The sequence below is a fragment of the Flavobacterium proteolyticum genome, from assembly GCF_015223105.1.
Taxonomy (GTDB): Bacteria; Bacteroidota; Bacteroidia; order Flavobacteriales; family Flavobacteriaceae; genus Flavobacterium; species Flavobacterium proteolyticum.
In genome coordinates this window covers 493,803-511,341 of sequence record NZ_JADFTZ010000001.1, presented here as the reverse complement: position 1 = coordinate 511,341, position 17,539 = coordinate 493,803, and the positions used below count along the sequence as shown (strand labels likewise).

17 protein-coding genes are annotated in these 17,539 nt (G+C 34.0%); 12 read left to right on the top strand and 5 right to left on the bottom strand.

Annotated elements, in window-relative coordinates:
- Positions 1-91 precede the first annotated feature (91 nt).
- The 10 genes from trmB to IM755_RS02170 all read left to right on the top strand — a co-directional run bounded on the left by trmB (position 92) and on the right by IM755_RS02170 (position 7,779).
- A complete protein-coding gene (gene trmB, locus IM755_RS02215) occupies positions 92-766 on the top strand; it encodes a tRNA (guanosine(46)-N7)-methyltransferase TrmB (protein ID WP_194093422.1) in 675 nt (224 codons plus the stop codon).
- Entirely contained in the window at positions 766-1,446 is a 681-nt protein-coding gene (locus IM755_RS02210) for a LysE family transporter (protein WP_317172430.1), read from the top strand. Before trmB ends, IM755_RS02210 begins: the two co-directional genes overlap by 1 nt.
- A gap of 3 nt (positions 1,447-1,449) precedes the next feature.
- Complete coding sequence (locus IM755_RS02205) at positions 1,450-1,785, top strand: MGMT family protein (protein ID WP_194093420.1); 336 nt, start codon at positions 1,450-1,452, stop codon at positions 1,783-1,785.
- 155 nt (positions 1,786-1,940) lie between these two features.
- Complete coding sequence (locus IM755_RS02200; RefSeq protein ID WP_194093419.1) at positions 1,941-2,528, top strand: YceI family protein; 588 nt, start codon at positions 1,941-1,943, stop codon at positions 2,526-2,528.
- A gap of 47 nt (positions 2,529-2,575) precedes the next feature.
- Positions 2,576-3,985, top strand: coding sequence for a hypothetical protein (locus IM755_RS02195; protein WP_194093418.1), 1,410 nt, complete (start codon positions 2,576-2,578; stop codon positions 3,983-3,985).
- A 61-nt stretch (positions 3,986-4,046) separates the two neighbouring features.
- Positions 4,047-4,604: a YceI family protein gene (locus IM755_RS02190; RefSeq protein ID WP_194093417.1), complete on the top strand. Its 558-nt coding sequence runs from the start codon at positions 4,047-4,049 to the stop codon at positions 4,602-4,604.
- Positions 4,605-4,814: 210 nt separating this feature from the next.
- Positions 4,815-5,954: an Mrp/NBP35 family ATP-binding protein gene (locus IM755_RS02185; protein ID WP_026724439.1), complete on the top strand. Its 1,140-nt coding sequence runs from the start codon at positions 4,815-4,817 to the stop codon at positions 5,952-5,954.
- A 75-nt stretch (positions 5,955-6,029) separates the two neighbouring features.
- Positions 6,030-6,269, top strand: coding sequence for a NifU family protein (locus tag IM755_RS02180; protein ID WP_194093416.1), 240 nt, complete (start codon positions 6,030-6,032; stop codon positions 6,267-6,269).
- A 117-nt stretch (positions 6,270-6,386) separates the two neighbouring features.
- Positions 6,387-7,445 (top strand): NAD(P)/FAD-dependent oxidoreductase, encoded by a 1,059-nt coding sequence (locus tag IM755_RS02175; RefSeq protein ID WP_194093415.1) that lies wholly within the window; start codon positions 6,387-6,389, stop codon positions 7,443-7,445.
- A gap of 1 nt (position 7,446) precedes the next feature.
- Positions 7,447-7,779 (top strand): 2Fe-2S iron-sulfur cluster-binding family protein, encoded by a 333-nt coding sequence (locus IM755_RS02170; RefSeq protein WP_194093414.1) that lies wholly within the window; start codon positions 7,447-7,449, stop codon positions 7,777-7,779.
- Between the two features lie 31 nt (positions 7,780-7,810).
- Here the strand turns inward: IM755_RS02170 and IM755_RS02165 are convergent, their stop codons facing one another.
- The 5 genes from IM755_RS02165 to IM755_RS02145 all read right to left on the bottom strand — a co-directional run bounded on the left by IM755_RS02165 (position 7,811) and on the right by IM755_RS02145 (position 11,906).
- Positions 7,811-8,593, bottom strand: coding sequence for a DUF3050 domain-containing protein (locus IM755_RS02165; RefSeq protein ID WP_194093413.1), 783 nt, complete (start codon positions 8,591-8,593; stop codon positions 7,811-7,813).
- Positions 8,594-8,717: 124 nt separating this feature from the next.
- Positions 8,718-9,896, bottom strand: a complete 1,179-nt coding sequence (locus tag IM755_RS02160) for an acyl-CoA dehydrogenase family protein (protein ID WP_194093412.1) — start codon at positions 9,894-9,896, stop codon at positions 8,718-8,720.
- Positions 9,897-10,095: 199 nt separating this feature from the next.
- Positions 10,096-10,755, bottom strand: a complete 660-nt coding sequence (locus IM755_RS02155) for a tRNA1(Val) (adenine(37)-N6)-methyltransferase (protein ID WP_194093411.1) — start codon at positions 10,753-10,755, stop codon at positions 10,096-10,098.
- 53 nt (positions 10,756-10,808) lie between these two features.
- Positions 10,809-11,336, bottom strand: a complete 528-nt coding sequence (rimM, locus tag IM755_RS02150) for a ribosome maturation factor RimM (RefSeq protein ID WP_194093410.1) — start codon at positions 11,334-11,336, stop codon at positions 10,809-10,811.
- A gap of 15 nt (positions 11,337-11,351) precedes the next feature.
- Positions 11,352-11,906, bottom strand: a complete 555-nt coding sequence (locus tag IM755_RS02145; RefSeq protein WP_194093409.1) for a 30S ribosomal protein S16 — start codon at positions 11,904-11,906, stop codon at positions 11,352-11,354.
- A gap of 173 nt (positions 11,907-12,079) precedes the next feature.
- Between IM755_RS02145 and IM755_RS02140 the strand changes: the two genes are divergently transcribed.
- Positions 12,080-12,775 (top strand): DUF6252 family protein, encoded by a 696-nt coding sequence (locus tag IM755_RS02140; RefSeq protein ID WP_194093408.1) that lies wholly within the window; start codon positions 12,080-12,082, stop codon positions 12,773-12,775.
- Positions 12,776-12,933: 158 nt separating this feature from the next.
- Positions 12,934-17,457 (top strand): DNA polymerase III subunit alpha, encoded by a 4,524-nt coding sequence (dnaE, locus tag IM755_RS02135; protein ID WP_194093407.1) that lies wholly within the window; start codon positions 12,934-12,936, stop codon positions 17,455-17,457.
- The last annotated feature ends 82 nt before the right edge of the window (positions 17,458-17,539 follow it).

The window sequence follows — 17,539 nt, the reverse complement described above, 5'->3', positions numbered from 1 at the left end:
AACCTATCTAATGTTAAGGTTATTGAAACATTATTAAAAGTTTATTTGTGTTGCTAATTATTTCCTTAATTTTGCCCAAAATAAATTAGAAGTGGGAAGTAAAAATAAATTAAAAAGATTCAGCGAGAACGAAACGTTTACTAATGTTTTTCAACCAACAAGAGAAGAAGTGGTGGGAGACCAATTTCTGTTAAAAGGGAAATGGAATAGCGATTTCTTTAAAAATGATAATCCAATTGTGTTAGAATTAGGTTGTGGAAAAGGTGAATACTCTGTTGGTTTAGCCGAAAGATTTCCAGAAAAAAACTTCATTGGAATTGATATTAAAGGGGCAAGATTTTGGCGTGGTGCAAAAACTGCGGTAGAATCTGGCATGAATAACGTTGCTTTTGTGAGAACGCAAATCGAGTTAATCAATCATATTTTTGCTGAAAACGAAGTATCTGAAATTTGGATTACTTTCCCAGATCCACAAATCAAATATAAAAGAACCAAGCACAGAATGACAAATGCTGAGTTTTTAGAACGCTACAAAAAAATCCTAAAACCAAGCGGATTAATGCATTTAAAAACCGATTCAGAATTTATGCACGGTTACACATTAGGCTTGTTGCATGGTTTAGGTCATGAAGTAATTTATGCCAATCACAATATTTACAAAAACGAAGGAGCGCCAGCAGAAGTAACTGGAATTCAAACGTTTTACGAAAGCCAATATTTAGAAGTAAACAAACCTATTACCTATATTAAGTTCCGAATTAAGTAATCTTTGTTACATTCATTTCAATATTCTTCCTTACTTTTGATAAAAATCAATTTATGACGTTTGTTTTAGCCATTTTTCTAGGTTTGATAATTTCCATAGGCGGCATCATTATTCCGGGTATGTTGAATATGACAATTGCTAAAATAAGTGTAAAGGAAAGTCAAAAACAAGCCTTGAATTTTGCTTTAGGAGCGGTTGTAGTGGTTTTTATCCAAAGTTTTTTAGGAACTTATTTTGCGAAATTCTTAGATGCTAATCCAGCTTTTAGTGAAGGATTGAAAAAAATTGGCACTATTATTTTTATTATATTGACGATTGCTTTTACTATTATGGGTTTGAAAGCTAAAAAGCAAAAAGAAATCAAAGTTGATATTGAAGCAAAAAGAAACCGTTTTTTTTACGGAATGGCAATGTCTTCGTTTAATATGTTTGCCATTCCTTGGTATGCGTTAACTAGTTTAATGATGGCTTCAAAAGAATTGTTTCAGTACGATATGATTTCTATTGTATTGTTTTCAATATCGGCAGCTATTGGAACTTATTTTGTGTTTTACTTATATGCTAAATTTTTCAAGCTAATTGAACACAAACTTACTTTTATAGTTCAAAATATCAATTTCTTAATTGCCGCATTAACCGGAATTGTAGCGGTTTCTTCCTTATATAAGATGTTTTTTTAATATTTGAAAAAGTCAACTTCAAATAACGACAACTTTTTTGAACGTGTTTACGAAATCGTTCGACAAATTCCCGAAGGGAAAGTAACTTCTTATGGCGCTATAGCAAAAGCACTTGGCGCAGCTCGCTCAGCTCGAATGGTAGGTTGGGCAATGAATGCATCTCATAACTTAGAAGATGTTCCCGCGCACCGAGTTGTAAATAGAATTGGAATGCTTTCTGGTAAACATCATTTTGAAGGCACAAATTTAATGCAACAACTTCTAGAAAACGAAGGAATTCAAGTTGTCGACAATCAAATTATTGATTTCGAAAAACATTTTTGGGAACCTAAATTTTAATTATCTTTTTCGAAAACGTTTGAGTTTCGAATTCCTTAATTTACCTTATTCTTTCTGTAACAAATGTGACAAATGTCATGTGATACCTTTTTTTTTCGGCTGAAATTTGTACTATAATATTAGAACAAATTAGTAATCCAATAAATTTAGGTATTATGAGCAAATTAAAAACACAATTTAGAACTTTACTTACACTGCTCTTAGTGTTCAGTAATTTTAACACTTTAATTGCGCAAGAATCCAAAGTGGTTTTGGCAGAAAGTAAATTAAAAGTTTTAGGAACATCTAATCTTCATGATTGGGAAATTGATGCTAAAGCGATGAGTGGAAAATCTGTTATGACCATAGATGCTGGAAACTTAAAAGCTATAAAAAGTTTGGATTTTGCAGTTGAAGTTGAACAACTAAAAAGTGGTAAAAGTGGAATGGATAATAATACATTCAAAGCTTTAAATAGTAAAACTTACAAATCAATAAACTACAAATTGGTAAGTGTTACAAAAATTACAGAAACTTCAGATGGTAATTATACAGTTGAAACACAAGGTGATTTAACAATTTCTGGAGTTACAAAAAGAATCAATCAAACTTTTACAGTTAAAATCATAGGAAAAAAAGCCATTTTTTCTGGAAAAACCAAAATTGATATGACAGTCTTCGGAGTAAAACCTCCAACAGCTTTGATGGGAACAATTAAAACAGGTAAAGACGTAACAGTTGATTTCAAAGTTACTTACAATTAATACAAACAAGAACTTATAACTAAAACAAATAATAAAAATTTCAAGTCATGAGAACATTTATAAAATTATCAGTAATTATAGCCGCTTTAAGTTTTACAAGCGCTATTAAGGCTCAAACGCCTACTTTTGGACAAATGCAAAATTTGATTCCAAGAGATCAAAGAGCAATTAATCAATTTGATGTTAAAAAAGACACAGTTGCATATAAAGGATTAAGTATTGATTTAGGTGGAGCATTTGCTTTACAATTTCAAGCAGTAAACTCGTTTAATGATCAACAAGAAGGTTCTTACACTGCTTCTAATGGAGCAACCATTACAAATTATAAATTGAATAATTTGGAAAATCAATTCAACTTACCAACAGCAAATATGACAATTGGAGCGCAATTGTATGATGGAGTTCGAGTAAATTTAGATATGTATTTAGCAGCAAGACACCACAATGAAACTTGGGTAAAAGGAGGATATTTACAAATTGACAAATTAGATTTCATTAAAAAAGATTTCTTAGCAAATTTCATGAAATATGCTACAATTAAAATTGGTCAAATGGAAAATAACTATGGTGATGCTCACTTTAGAAGATCAGATAATGGTAGTGCTTTAGTTAATCCTTTTATTGAAAGTAATATTATGGACTCATTTACAACTGAAATGGGTGCTGAAATTTACTATAATCGTAGTGGTTTTGTGTCAATGTTTGGTATGACAAATGGTAAATTAAATCAAAATGTTACTGAGTTTGTTCCAGCTGCACCAACGGTTGCTGCACCAAATCCTAACACAACTATTAGTCCTACAATTTTAGCTAAATTAGGTTACGATAAACAATTCAATAAAGATTTAAGAGTTAGATTTACAGGTTCATTATCTCATAATGCAAATATGAGTGGTAATCCATGGAGTTCTGATAGAGCAGGTAGCCGTTACTACTATGTAATGTCTCATGCGGCTTACACTTACAACACTACAAATGTTACTAACAATGCTACTACAGATTTAGCTGCAAATGCCACAACAGGTAGATTTAATCCGGGTTTTGGTAATTGGTTCACAACGGTAATGTTTAATCCTTTTGTGAAATTTAAAGGACTAGAGCTTTTTGGAACAATAGAGTTCGCTCAAGGTGGTGATAAAAAAGGTGTTGATGCTACACGTAAAGTAAATCAATTTGCAGGAGACGTAGTTTACAGATTTGGAACTAATGAAAAATTCTATATTGGAACAAGATTAAATACAGTTTCAGGTAAATTAGCAAATGCAGATGCTCGCAAAGTAAATGTAAACAGATTTGAAACAAGTGCAGGTTGGTTTATGACTAAAAACATTCTAGCAAAACTTGCTTACACAAGTCAAAACTATAAAGGATATTCTCAATTTAGTGGAAATAGTTTAAATGATCTTTACGGAGGTAAATTCAGTGGATTGATGTTTGAAGCGGTAATTACATTCTAACATAAAATAAGTAAATTTAAAAGCGAAAGGCAAAATTGCTTTTCGCTTTTACTTTAAGGTTATGAAAACAATTAGTATTATAGCAGTTATTATTCTTTTGAGTTTTGGATTTTCGAAAAATCAAACCAAAGTTAAAATCACGAATAAAAGTGAGGTTTCGATAAAAGGAAAATCTAATGTCAATAGCTTTGAATGTAAATATAATCCGAATTTTATTGAGAATGATTTGCAGGTTTCAATAGCTAGAAACAATAACAAAATCGTGTTAGAAGGCGCAAAACTTTCTATAAAGAGTACTGGTTTTGATTGCGCTCACAAAATGATAACTAAAGATTTCAAAACAATACTTAAAGCAGAGGAATATCCTCATATTGTGATTAATGTTAAAGAGATTAATACAACAAAAGAAAACATAACCGCAAAATTAAACGTGAAAATCGCTGGTGTTGAAAAAGAATATTTGGTTCCAGTAATTTTCAATTCAAACACAAATAATGTAAAAGGACAATTGAAGTTGAACATCAAAGATTTTAAATTAAAATCTCCTAAGAAATTATTAGGCATGGTGGTAGTTAATGACAATGTTGATATCAATTTTAATTTGTTCTTGCAGTATTAATACTATTTTTTCAATTAGTTTAAGAAAGCAATCTTTTTATGAAGGGTTGCTTTTTTATTTGATCATAGATTCTAACTATCAAATTATAAAAACTTTAAACTTTTTAAGTTTTAAACTCCTAAACTTCTTATTATCTTTGCAATCTAAAATCAGTCTGAATAAAAATGTAGGTTATTCTGTTTTAAACTGATTTATTAAAAACTCGAAAAAATGAAATTAGATAGAAAAGAAATTTTAGCTGCATTAGAAACTATTTCGGTTGCAGGTGAAGGTAAAAACATGGTGGAAAGTGGCGCAGTTCAAAATGTAATTACTTTTGGTGATGAGGTTGTAGTGGATTTACTTTTATCAACACCAGCTTTGCATATTAAAAAACGTGCAGAAGTAGATATTATCAAGGTAATTCACGAAAAAGTTTACGAAAAAGCCAAAGTAAAAGTAAACATCAAAGTAGAAGCGCCAGAGAAACCAGAAAATCCAAATTTAATTCGCGGAAAACAAATTCCTGGAATTTCTAATATTATCGCAGTTGCTTCAGGAAAAGGTGGTGTAGGTAAATCTACAATTACAGCTAACTTAGCCGTTTCATTAGCAAAAATGGGATTCAAAGTTGGGGTTTTAGATGCCGATATTTACGGACCTTCAATGCCAATTATGTTTGATGTTGAAAATTCAAAACCAATTTCAGTTGAGGTGGATGGCAAATCGAAAATGCAACCTGTTGCAAGTTACGGAGTTGAAATTTTGTCTATCGGATTTTTCACAAAACCTGACCAAGCGGTTATTTGGAGAGGACCAATGGCTGCCAAAGCTCTAAATCAAATGATTTTTGATGCTAACTGGGGCGAATTAGATTTCATGTTAATCGATTTACCACCGGGAACAGGCGATATTCACTTATCAATTATGCAATCGTTGCCAATTACAGGAGCTGTTGTAGTAAGTACACCTCAAGCTGTGGCTTTAGCCGATGCAAAAAAAGGAGTTTCAATGTTTATGTCAGAATCGATTAATGTTCCTGTTTTAGGAATTATCGAAAATATGGCGTATTTCACACCAGAAGAACTTCCTGAAAATAAATATTATATCTTTGGTAAAGAAGGAGCTAAAAACTTAGCAGAAGATTTACAAGTGCCTCTTTTAGGAGAAGTGCCATTAGTACAAAGCATTCGCGAAGCAGGAGATTACGGTCGCCCAGCAGCATTGCAAACGGCTTCAGTTTTAGAAGGTGTTTTCGAAAATATTACAAGAAACGTAGTGCAAGAAACTGTAAATCGTAACGAAACATTACCACCAACAGAAGCTATAAAAATAACAACAATGGCAGGTTGTTCTGCTGTAAAAAAATAGTAATCAGTTTACAGTCTCAGTATACAGTTTATGCTGTTTATTGTGACTGAAAACTGTGACTGAAAACTAAATATTATGACTACACTAGAAATAAAGGAGAATGTTGAAAAAGCATTAGAGGAAATTCGTCCATTTTTGAATTCAGATGGTGGCAACATCTCATTAGTAGAAATTATTGAAGACAAACATGTTAAAGTTCGTTTAGAAGGTGCATGTACCAATTGTAGTTTAAGTATTAGCACTATGAAAGCTGGTGTTGAAACTACGATTAAAAAATATGTGCCTCAAATTGAAACTGTAGAAAATATTGCATAACTGATTATTATCATATTATGTTATATTTCAATTCTTCAATTTTGCCTCTTTGTAACTATTGTAACGTATAGCAAATTTTAGTATTTGTAACTTTACAACACTAAAAGATTTTAAAACATGATTCAAACGGATATATTAATTATTGGCGCAGGTCCTACGGGGCTTTTTGCCGTTTTCGAAGCCGGATTATTACAATTAAAATGTCATATTATTGATGCCTTGCCTCAGCCAGGCGGACAGTTAGCGGAGTTGTATCCAAAAAAACCTATTTTCGATATTCCAGGTTATCCTTCGGTTTTAGCAGGTGATTTGGTAACCAATTTAATGGAACAAATCAAACAGTTTCAACCTGGATTTACTTTAGGAGAAACTGCTGAAACCATCCAAAAATTAGAAGACGGAACTTTCATCGTAACCACTAATGAAGGTACAAAACACCAAGCAAAAGCGATTGCAATTGCAGGTGGTTTAGGAACTTTCGAACCAAGAAAACCTATTTTAAAAGATATCGAATTCTACGAAAAAGAAGATCGTGGCGTAGATTACTTCGTAAAAGATCCAGAAAAATACCGTGGAAAAAATATTGTAATTGCAGGTGGAGGTGACTCTGCTTTAGATTGGAGTATTTTCTTATCGAATGTTGCAAATTCAGTAACATTGGTACACAGAAGAAACGAATTTCGTGGTGCTTTAGATTCGGTTGAAAAAGTACAAGAATTGAAGAATACTGGAAAAATTAAATTAGTTACTCCTGCTGAAGTTGTAGGGTTTAATGGTAGTGAAAGAATTACCGCTGTTGATATAGAAGTTAACGGTGCCAGAATGAAAGCAGAATGTGATTATTTTATTCCACTTTTCGGGTTAACGCCAAAATTAGGACCAATTGCTAATTGGGGATTAGAAATCGAAAAGAACGCTATCAAAGTAAATAACGCTTTAGATTATCAAACCAATATTGACGGAATTTATGCAATCGGTGACGTAAACATATATCCAGGAAAATTAAAGTTGATTTTATGCGGATTCCACGAAGCGACATTAATGTGCCAAAGTGTATATAACAGAATCAATCCTGGAAAACGTTACGTATTGAAATATACCACCGTTTCAGGAGTAGATGGTTTTGATGGGACAAGAAAAGAAGCAGAAAAAGCCGTTGTAAAATCAATTGATTAATATGAGCCAAGACGTAACCATTTTTATAACCGACAGAAACGGAGTTAAACATGAAGTGTTAGCTCCAACCGACATGAACATGAACATTATGGAGTTAATTCGTTCTTATGAATTAGCCGAAGAGGGAACCGTTGGTGTTTGTGGAGGAATGGCGATGTGCGCCTCTTGTCAGTGTTATATTTTAAATGATGTAGTTTCTTTAGAACGCAACCCAGATGAAGAAGCAATGCTTTGGGAAGCCTATCACGTAAAGGATAATTCACGATTAGGTTGTCAAATTCCTATCACCGAAGATTTAGAAGGTTTAGAAATTGAAATAGCACCAGAACAATAAAAAAAGCGAGAAGTAATTCTCGCTTTTAATTTTATACTAATTCATGTTTATGTTCCACTTGCTCTTCAATGGCATTCCAAAGTCCAATTCTTTTTTCTAAAGCTGTAATCGAAACTTCTTGAACTTCATTCCATTTTTGTTCTGAATCACCACAAAGTTCAGTAATCATTTGCATCGCCATTGGACCATGTTCGTCGGCATCTAATTCAATATGTCTTTCAAAATAATAAATTAGTTTTGATAAATCCGTTTCTGGAAAGTTTCGCTGAAAGTTTTTCAAAATTTCGGTAAACATATTGGGAATTAAATCTTCTCTTCCAAAAGTAAAGGCAGCCGCAATTTCATGTGGTTTTCCTTGTTCAATCACACGGAAAGTGAAATCCAAAAACGCTTTCACATTCGGATGTAAATCACTTTGCTTTATGGATACAAAAATATTTTTCGTTTCTTCTACATTCTTCAAAAAAGAATTGATTTGAGTTGTCGAAGCACCACATTGTGTCATCGCATCCAAATACATTTCAAAATGACTTTGACGTGTTCCATCAATAGTTAAATCGGTTTCTTCTGCTACAACTATCTCGTTAATTAAATAACGAATTTCTGGATTTCCAATGGGTAACCACGGAGTTGTAGTACAAGTTAATTTATTCTGTAAGGCTTTTAGTAATGACATAAAATCCCAAACCGCATAAATGTGGTTTTCTAAAAAACAATGTAAATCGTCAATCGTTTTAACTTTGTTGTATAACGAATGGTTTAACAGTTGTTCTTTCTGACTTTGAATCGATTGGTTTATGGTTTGAATATTCATAGGGCAATTTTTATTTCTATATACGAAATTCTAACTTCTTTTGGTTTTGAATCTGTACACTACAAATGTAAAAATGCTTCCCTAAAAAGTGAAGCATTTTGTATCAATTTTATCTATTGTTTAATTATTTGAATGCAGGGAAACCAGTTACATCCATACCTGTAATTAACAAGTGAATATCGTGAGTTCCTTCGTAAGTCACTACAGATTCTAAATTCATCATGTGTCTCATGATGGAATATTCACCTGTAATTCCCATTCCTCCTAGCATTTGACGTGCATCACGAGCAATCGTTAACGCCATATCAACGTTGTTTCTTTTTGCCATCGAAATTTGAGCCGAAGTAGCTTTTCCTTCGTTTCTTAAAACACCCAATCTCCAAGTTAATAATTGTGCTTTCGTGATTTCAGTAATCATTTCAGCTAATTTCTTTTGTTGTAATTGTGTTGCTCCAATAGGTTTGTCAAACTGAATACGTTCTTTTGAATAACGTAAAGCCGTATCGTAACAATCCATTGCTGCTCCAATCGCTCCCCAAGCAATTCCATAACGAGCTGAATCTAAACATCCAAGTGGTGCTCCTAATCCAGATTTGTTTGGTAATAAGTTTTCTTTTGGAACTTTTACGTTGTCAAAAATAAGCTCTCCAGTTGCAGAAGCTCTCAAAGACCATTTATTGTGTGTTTCAGGTGTTGAGAAACCTTCCATTCCTCTTTCCACGATTAATCCGTGAATTCTTCCCTCTTCGTTTTTAGCCCAAACTACTGCAATGTCAGCAAAAGGTGCGTTCGAAATCCACATTTTAGCACCATTTAAAAGATAATGATCGCCCATATCTTTAAAATTAGTTACCATTCCACCTGGATTTGAACCGTAATCTGGCTCTGTTAAACCAAAACAACCAATCATTTCTCCTGTGGCTAATTTTGGTAAATATTTCATTCTTTGTTCTTCGTTTCCGTATTTCCAAATAGGATACATTACTAATGAGGATTGAACAGATGAAGTCGAACGTACACCCGAATCTCCTCTTTCAATTTCTTGCATGATTAATCCATAAGAAATTTGGTCTAATCCAGCACCACCATATTCTACCGGAATATAAGGACCAAATCCACCAATTTCTCCTAAACCTTTTACGATTTGTTTTGGAAATTCTGCTCTTTGTGCGAAGTCTTCAATAATTGGAGAAACTTCTTTTTTTACCCAAGCACGTGCAGCATCACGCACCATTTTATGTTCGTCAGATAATAATTCGTCTAATAAATAATAATCTGGAGATTGAAATAAGTCTGGTCTCATAGTTTTTGATTTGAAAGTCACAAAAGTAAGTAAAGATTTTTAACAAATCAACGAACAAGTGTTATAATTTTATAAGAAGCTTTTTCCAGCTATCCGCTATATCTTTTTGTTTTTATCGAATTCAAAAAACAATTCGTTATTTCATTGTAAAAGAAATGCTTGAAAAACAAAAAGGATGCCGCTTCTATCTGGGCTAGGGTTACATCTTTAAATAGAAATCCTTCGTTAATTCAATATATTCAGGAGTATAATTATGTCTAGAAATTTCAATAACTAATTCATCAATTAACGGAGTTTGTTCCATTCTGCAAAAAGCCAATAAACTTCTTTTAATTTCCGATGTTGGAGTACCTTTTACACGAGTAATTTTTAATGGAAACAAATCCAATTCTTTACACATATCAACAAATCGCTCTTCTTCTTTATAAGGAATAATCACAGAGAAAATCCCGTTATCAGAAAGTAATAAAGCGGCTGCTTCAATTAATTCTTCAAAAGGCAAAGCGTCTTCAAAACGCGCTAAGTCTCTCGAAGTGTTATCTGATTTATAATCATCGGTGTAAAAAGGCGGATTGGAAATAATTAAATCGTATTCGTCTTCAGGTTCGTCCGCAAATTCATCCAAACCTGCATGAAAACAAAATAATTTATCACCCCAAGACGAAGCTTCAAAATTTTCAACACATTGTTCGTAAGCGTCTTCGTCAATTTCAATCGCATCGATTTGTTCGGCGTTGCTTCTTTGGGCTAACATTAAAGACAATATTCCAGTTCCAGCTCCAATATCTAAAACATTGTACGGATTATTGATTAACGGAGTCCAAGCGCCAAGCAAAACACCATCGGTGCCAATTTTCATAGCACAACGATCTTGATTAACGGAAAATTGTTTGAATGTAAAAGTCATTGGAATTATCCAAGATATAAATCAACCAAACCTTCAGGAGTTTCTAAAGTAATGGTTTTGTTTGCTCTGTCAAGTGCAATAATGAAATCATCAATAAGTGGAATCAAAATTTCAGTTCCATTTTTATCGATTTCAAAAAGGGGTTGAGCGCCACTGTCATTAATAGCGGCAATTTTTCCAATATTTCCTAAACGGGTATCAATCACATCAAATCCAATTACTTCGTGGTAATAAAATTGAGTGCCCTCTAATTTAGGTAACATAGAAAGTGGAAGATATAATTCACTTCCCATGATTTCGTCAGCTTCTTCTTCGGTTTGAATGTCTTCAAATCGGATACGTAAGAATTTTTCTTTGTGAAGCGAACTACTTTCAATAAAAAATGGAACCAGACTTTTGTTGATTTCAACAAAAACTGATTCCAAATTTTGATACAATTCGGGTTCGTCGGTGTCTAAATACGCCAATACTTCCCCTTTGAAACTAAATTTTTTCGCGATTTTACCTAAATAGAAACAATCTTCTTTACGCATGGAATCGCTATAAAATTATGCTTGAGTTTCTTCGTTGTTTTCTTCAACAGCAGGAGCTTCTTCAGCAGCAGCCTCAACTACTTCTTCAGCAACTTCTTCTGTAGCTTCAGCAGCTTTTGCAGCCTCAGCTTGAGCAGCAATACGTTTTGCGTTTGCTTCTTGTTCAGCTTTTAATGCTTTAGCTTTAGCATCAGCTTCAGCTTTTGATAAACCTGATTTCTTAGCTTCAACTTTACCAGCTTTTTCTTCTAACCAAGCAGCTAATTTAGCATCAGCTTGTTCTTGAGTTAAAGCACCTTTACGAACTCCTCCATCTAAGTGGTGTTTTAATAAAGCACCTGTGTAAGATAAAATTGCTCTTGCAGTGTCAGTTGGCTGAGCACCATTGTGTAACCATTGTGCAGCTTTTTCGATGTTTAAATCGATAGTTGCAGGGTTAGTGTTTGGATTGTAAGTTCCGATTTTCTCTAAGAATTTACCATCTCTTTTTGATCTTGCATCTGCTGCAACAACCCAATAAAAAGGTTTCCCTTTTTTTCCGTGTCTTTGTAATCTAATTTTTACTGACATAATCTTGTGATTAATTTGAGGTTCTCGACCTCGGTTATTTAAGGGTGCAAATATATAAAACTTTGCAATACAAATGTATAAGTTGTTTGAAAATATTTTTTTCTGATAAAATGTGTTTGTTTCAATAAAAAAGTTATTTTTGTTACCTACTTATAATATATAGGATAAATAAAATGAAAAAATTACTTTCTTTAATAGCTGCTACGGTTTTATTTACTTCTTGTCAAGAAGATATTCAGACTAATACTCCTGCTTTTCAGGCTAATTTTAACAATAATGCGTGGAGAGCAAATTATTCTGCTGCTTCAATTGACGCAGGTGGGGCGTTGACGATTACGGCTTTTACAGAATATGAAACTGTAATGTTGAAAACAAGTACTGCTACTGTAGGGACATACATTTTAGGAACTGCTAATACAAATGATTTCGCATCTTATGATTTGGACAGCCCTGAATTATCAAAATCGTATGATTCTAGAGTGTATTCTGGTCCTGCATACAAGTTGTCAGCTATTCAAAATGCGGGTAGTGGCTATACAAATAATGCTGCTGGAGCTCAAACTACTGGTGGTTCTGGTTCTGGTATTAGAGTTGCAACAACAACTACTAATGGGGCGGTTACTTCTATTACTTTAGTTTCAAGAGGTAACGGATATAGAGCTGGTGATTTAATTACTATTGTAGGAGGTAATAATAATGCTAAATTCAAAGTAGTTAATGTGCAACAAAGTAATGGAGAAATTACGATTACTGAAGTTTTAGACGGAAAATATACTGGTAAATTTAAATTCAATGTAGTGGATGAACTTGGAGATGTTGTTACTTTCTCAGAAGGTTGGTTTTATAAAGTGCCTTTAGCTACATTTTAATAATAACAGCTAATTAAAATAAAAAAACCATCTGGAGTAATTCAGATGGTTTTTTGTTTTGTTGATAACTTAAATTGGCATTCACTAACTTAAAATGTATTTTTGTTTTTATTCAAAATCAGCTTTTGCGTTTTGTCTTTAGCTTAATTACCAGATAGATGTACTTAATTTTCGATACAGAAACCACAGGATTACCGCGCAGTTGGTCGGCACCTATTACCGATACCGATAACTGGCCTCGTTGTATACAAATTGCATGGCAATTACACGACGAAATGGGAAATTTAATCGAGCACCAAGATTATTTGGTTAAGCCCGAAGGTTTCAATATTCCTTATGATGCCGAAAGAATTCATGGTATTTCTACCGAATTAGCAATGGAACAAGGAATTCTCTTATCAGAAGTTTTAGAGAAATTCAATATCGCACTTTCAAAAGCAAAATTTATCGTTGGGCAAAATGTAGGATTTGATGTCAATATCATGGGATGCGAATTCCATCGTATGAATATTGGTTCCGATATGACTAAAATGCCGGTTTTAGATACTTGTACTGAAATCACTGCTAACTTATTAAAATTACCAGGCGGTCGTGGCGGAAGATTCAAGTTGCCAACATTAACAGAATTACATCAATATCTTTTCAATCAACCATTCGCAGAAGCACATAATGCCACTGCCGATGTGGAAGCAACAACGCGTTGTTTTCTTGAGTTAATTAAAAGAGAAGTTTTTACCAAAGAAGAGTTAGATGTAACACCAGACTATTTCAGAAGTTTCCGAGAAAAAAATCTAGGTGAAATCCAATTAATCGGATTAAAACATATCAATCTGAAACAAGCCTCTGATGAAATTAGAGCGCGTTTGAAAAAAATCGAGCAAGAGGAAGTTCAAACCACAATTTCAGAAGAAGTAAAATCCGATTTAAAAGACGCTGCTTTTGCTCATTTGCACAATCATACGCAGTTTTCGGTGTTACAATCGACTATCGCAATTAATGATTTGGTGAAAGCTTCGGCAAAATTCAAAATGCCAGCGGTTGCTATGACCGATACTGGAAACATGATGGGCGCTTTTCATTTTGTAAGTGCTGTTTTAAATCACAACAAAGCAGCTGAAGCTAAAAACAAAGAATTAGTCGAAAGCGGAGAAGAGCCAACAGAAACCGTAATTAAACCGATTGTAGGGTGCGAGTTCAATATCTGTGACGATCATAAAGATAAGACCAAAAAAGACAACGGTTATCAAGTTGTTCTGTTAGCAAAAAACAAAAAAGGCTATCACAATTTAGCCAAAATGTCTTCGATTGCTTATACCGATGGTTTCTATTACGTTCCGCGTATCGATAGAAAAATCGTAGAACAGTATAAAGAAGATATCATTGTGCTGTCTGGAAATTTATATGGAGAAATTCCAAGTAAAATTCTGAATGTTGGAGAGAGTCAAGCCGAAGAAGCTTTAATTTGGTGGAAAGACCAATTTGGTTCCGATTTCTATTTGGAATTAATGCGCCACAAACAAGAAGACGAAAATCGTGTGAACCAAACATTGATAGCTTTCGCGAAAAAGCATAATGTGAAGTTAGTTGCGACCAACAATACCTATTACGTTAATAAAGAAGATGCTAACGCCCACGATATTTTATTGTGTGTAAAAGATGGTGAGAAACAAGCAACACCAATTGGTCGCGGACGTGGCTATCGTTACGGATTGCCAAATCAAGAATATTATTTCAAATCGGGTGATGAAATGAAGCAACTTTTTGCTGATTTACCCGAAGCAATTATCAATATTCAGGAAATCATCGATAAAACTGAACCGTATTCTCTATATCGCGATGTATTACTTCCAAAATTCAAAATTCCTGACGAATTTGAAGTAGAGGAAGACAAATTAGATGGTGGAGTTCGTGGCGAAAATGCGTATTTACGTCATCTAACCATGGAAGGTGCTAAAAAACGCTATGGCGAAATTACACCAGATATTCAAGAACGTCTTGATTTTGAATTGCTTACGATTTCCAATTCAGGTTATCCAGGATATTTCTTAATTGTGCAAGATTTCATCGCCGAAGCACGAAAAATGGATGTTTCTGTTGGGCCAGGTCGTGGTTCGGCTGCGGGTTCGGCTGTTGCGTATTGTTTAGGAATTACGAATATCGATCCGATTAAATACGATTTGCTTTTTGAGCGTTTCCTTAATCCCGACCGTGTTTCCATGCCCGATATTGATATCGACTTCGATGATGAAGGTCGTGGTCGTGTAATGGATTATGTAATCAATAAATACGGAGCAAACCAAGTAGCGCAAATTATTACCTATGGTAAAATGGCTACGAAATCAGCCATTCGTGATACCGCTCGTGTATTGGATTTGCCATTGTTTGAAGCGGATAGAATTGCGAAACTAATTCCAGGTATGATGCCATCAAAATGGAATTTAGCAAGATTTTTAGCCGAAGACGAAAGTGAAGTCAAAAAAGCCTTACGTTCAGAAGAATTTGACCGAGTTAAAGAATTAATCGAAATCGCCAATTCCGAAGACTTAGCGGGTGAAACTATCCAACAAGCAAAAGTTTTAGAAGGTTCGATGCGAAATACCGGAATTCACGCTTGTGGAGTGATTATTACGCCTGATGATATTACGAATTTCGTTCCTGTAACTACAGCAAAAGATTCGGATTTATATGTAACCCAATTTGACAACTCGGTAGCGGAAAGCGCTGGTTTGTTGAAGATGGACTTCTTAGGGTTAAAAACCCTAACCTTAATTAAAGACACAGTGAAATTGGTAAAATACCGTTTAGGAATCGATTTGAATCCTGACGAATTTCCAATTGATGATACCAAAACATACGAGTTGTTCCAAAGAGGTGAAACGGTTGGAGTTTTCCAATACGAATCACCTGGAATGCAAAAATACATGAAGGACTTAAAACCAACAGTTTTTGCCGATTTAATTGCCATGAATGCATTATATCGCCCAGGACCATTGGAATACATTCCTTCTTTCGTTCGTAGAAAAAATGGGGAAGAACCTATCACTTACGATTTAGATGCTTGCGAAGAATATTTAGGAGAAACTTACGGAATTACCGTTTATCAAGAGCAGGTGATGCTTTTGTCACAAAAATTAGCGAATTTCTCTAAAGGTGATGCCGACGTACTTCGTAAAGCGATGGGTAAAAAGCAGAAAGATGTCTTGGATAAAATGAAATCTAAGTTCATCGATCAAGCAAAAGCCAATGGTCACGACGAACAAAAATTAGACAAAATTTGGACCGACTGGGAAGCATTTGCGAGTTATGCTTTCAATAAATCGCACTCTACTTGTTATGCTTGGATTGCGTATCAAACTGCGTATTTAAAAGCGCATTATCCTGCGGAATATATGGCGGCGGTGCTTTCTAACAACATGAACGACATCAAGCAAGTTTCGTTCTTTATGGAGGAATGTAAACGCATGGGATTAGCTGTTTTGGGTCCAGATGTGAATGAATCGTACTATAAATTTACGGTAAATGAAAACTACGCTGTTCGTTTCGGAATGGGAGCGATTAAAGGTGTTGGAGCAGGAGCAGTTCAAACCATTGTTGAGAATAGAAAAGATGGAAATTATAAATCCATCTTCGATTTAGCGAAACGTATTGATTTGCGAGCTGCCAACAAAAAAGCATTCGAAAACTTAGCATTAGCAGGTGGTTTTGATGGTTTTTCCGAAACACATCGAGCACAATATTTCCATCATGACGGCGACGGAATTACATTTTTAGAAAAAGCGATTCGTTATGGTTCGAAATTCCAAGAAAACGAAAATTCATCGCAAGTGAGTTTGTTTGGTGATGCTTCGGAAGTACAAATCGCAGAACCACAAGTGCCACCATGCGAAGAATGGAGCACAATGGAAAAATTAGCCAAAGAAAAAGAAGTTGTTGGAATTTATATTTCGGGACATCCTTTGGATGATTATAAATTTGAAATGAAATATTTCTGTACAGCTAAATTGGAATCGCTTAAAAATTTGGAGCAACATTTGGGTAAAAATCTTTCTTTTGGAGGAATTGTAACCAATGTCCAACATCGAACCGCCAAAAACGGAAAAGGTTGGGCAACCTTTGTTTTAGAAGGTTATGACGAGAGTTACGAGTTCCGAATTTTTGATGAAGAATATTTAAAATACCGTCATTTCTTGTTGCAAAACCAATTTGTGTATTTTAAAATTAATGTGAAAGAAGGTTGGGTAAATCGTGAAACTGGGAAAAAATCTGATCCAAGAATTCAGTTTTTAGATGCTAAAATGTTAGCCGATGTATTGCCAACATTCGCCAAGAAATTGATTTTAATGTTCCCAATCAACGATGTAAAAGAGCATGTGATAACGGAGTTAAACCGAATATTTTCTGAAAATAAAGGCGATAATTCAGTAACATTCGAAGTGATGGAATTAGAGCGAATAAAGCGAATTGTGGAAGATATTCCGGTTTCAAATCCAGTAGATGTGGAAGAAGAAATTTCGGAAGATTCTGATGAAGAAGTAGAAATGAATATGGAAGTTCCGGTTGAAAAAGAAGAAATCATTGTAAAAACAAAACTTTCCATGCCAAGCCGAAAATTGAAAGTAAAAATTTCATCGGAATTACTTCAAGAATTGGAACGCATGCAAGTAAATTTTAAATTGAATTAAGTATAAATTCTGCAAATGAGAGTATAATCAAAAGTAATTTTAAAATACACTTTGGTTTATAATTAATTTCTAAATTTGCAAT

Coding starts and splice junctions, on each gene's coding strand:
- IM755_RS02160 (WP_194093412.1), bottom strand. CDS start 9,896: ATGAGACCAGACTTATTTCAATCTCCAGATTATTATTTATTAGACGAA.
- IM755_RS02190 (WP_194093417.1), top strand. CDS start 4,047: ATGAAAACAATTAGTATTATAGCAGTTATTATTCTTTTGAGTTTTGGA.
- IM755_RS02175 (WP_194093415.1), top strand. CDS start 6,387: ATGATTCAAACGGATATATTAATTATTGGCGCAGGTCCTACGGGGCTT.
- IM755_RS02155 (WP_194093411.1), bottom strand. CDS start 10,755: ATGAAAATTGGCACCGATGGTGTTTTGCTTGGCGCTTGGACTCCGTTA.
- IM755_RS02165 (WP_194093413.1), bottom strand. CDS start 8,593: ATGAATATTCAAACCATAAACCAATCGATTCAAAGTCAGAAAGAACAA.
- IM755_RS02145 (WP_194093409.1), bottom strand. CDS start 11,906: ATGTCAGTAAAAATTAGATTACAAAGACACGGAAAAAAAGGGAAACCT.
- IM755_RS02200 (WP_194093419.1), top strand. CDS start 1,941: ATGAGCAAATTAAAAACACAATTTAGAACTTTACTTACACTGCTCTTA.
- IM755_RS02140 (WP_194093408.1), top strand. CDS start 12,080: ATGAAAAAATTACTTTCTTTAATAGCTGCTACGGTTTTATTTACTTCT.
- IM755_RS02170 (WP_194093414.1), top strand. CDS start 7,447: ATGAGCCAAGACGTAACCATTTTTATAACCGACAGAAACGGAGTTAAA.
- IM755_RS02185 (WP_026724439.1), top strand. CDS start 4,815: ATGAAATTAGATAGAAAAGAAATTTTAGCTGCATTAGAAACTATTTCG.
- IM755_RS02180 (WP_194093416.1), top strand. CDS start 6,030: ATGACTACACTAGAAATAAAGGAGAATGTTGAAAAAGCATTAGAGGAA.
- rimM (WP_194093410.1), bottom strand. CDS start 11,336: ATGCGTAAAGAAGATTGTTTCTATTTAGGTAAAATCGCGAAAAAATTT.
- IM755_RS02195 (WP_194093418.1), top strand. CDS start 2,576: ATGAGAACATTTATAAAATTATCAGTAATTATAGCCGCTTTAAGTTTT.
- dnaE (WP_194093407.1), top strand. CDS start 12,934: ATGTACTTAATTTTCGATACAGAAACCACAGGATTACCGCGCAGTTGG.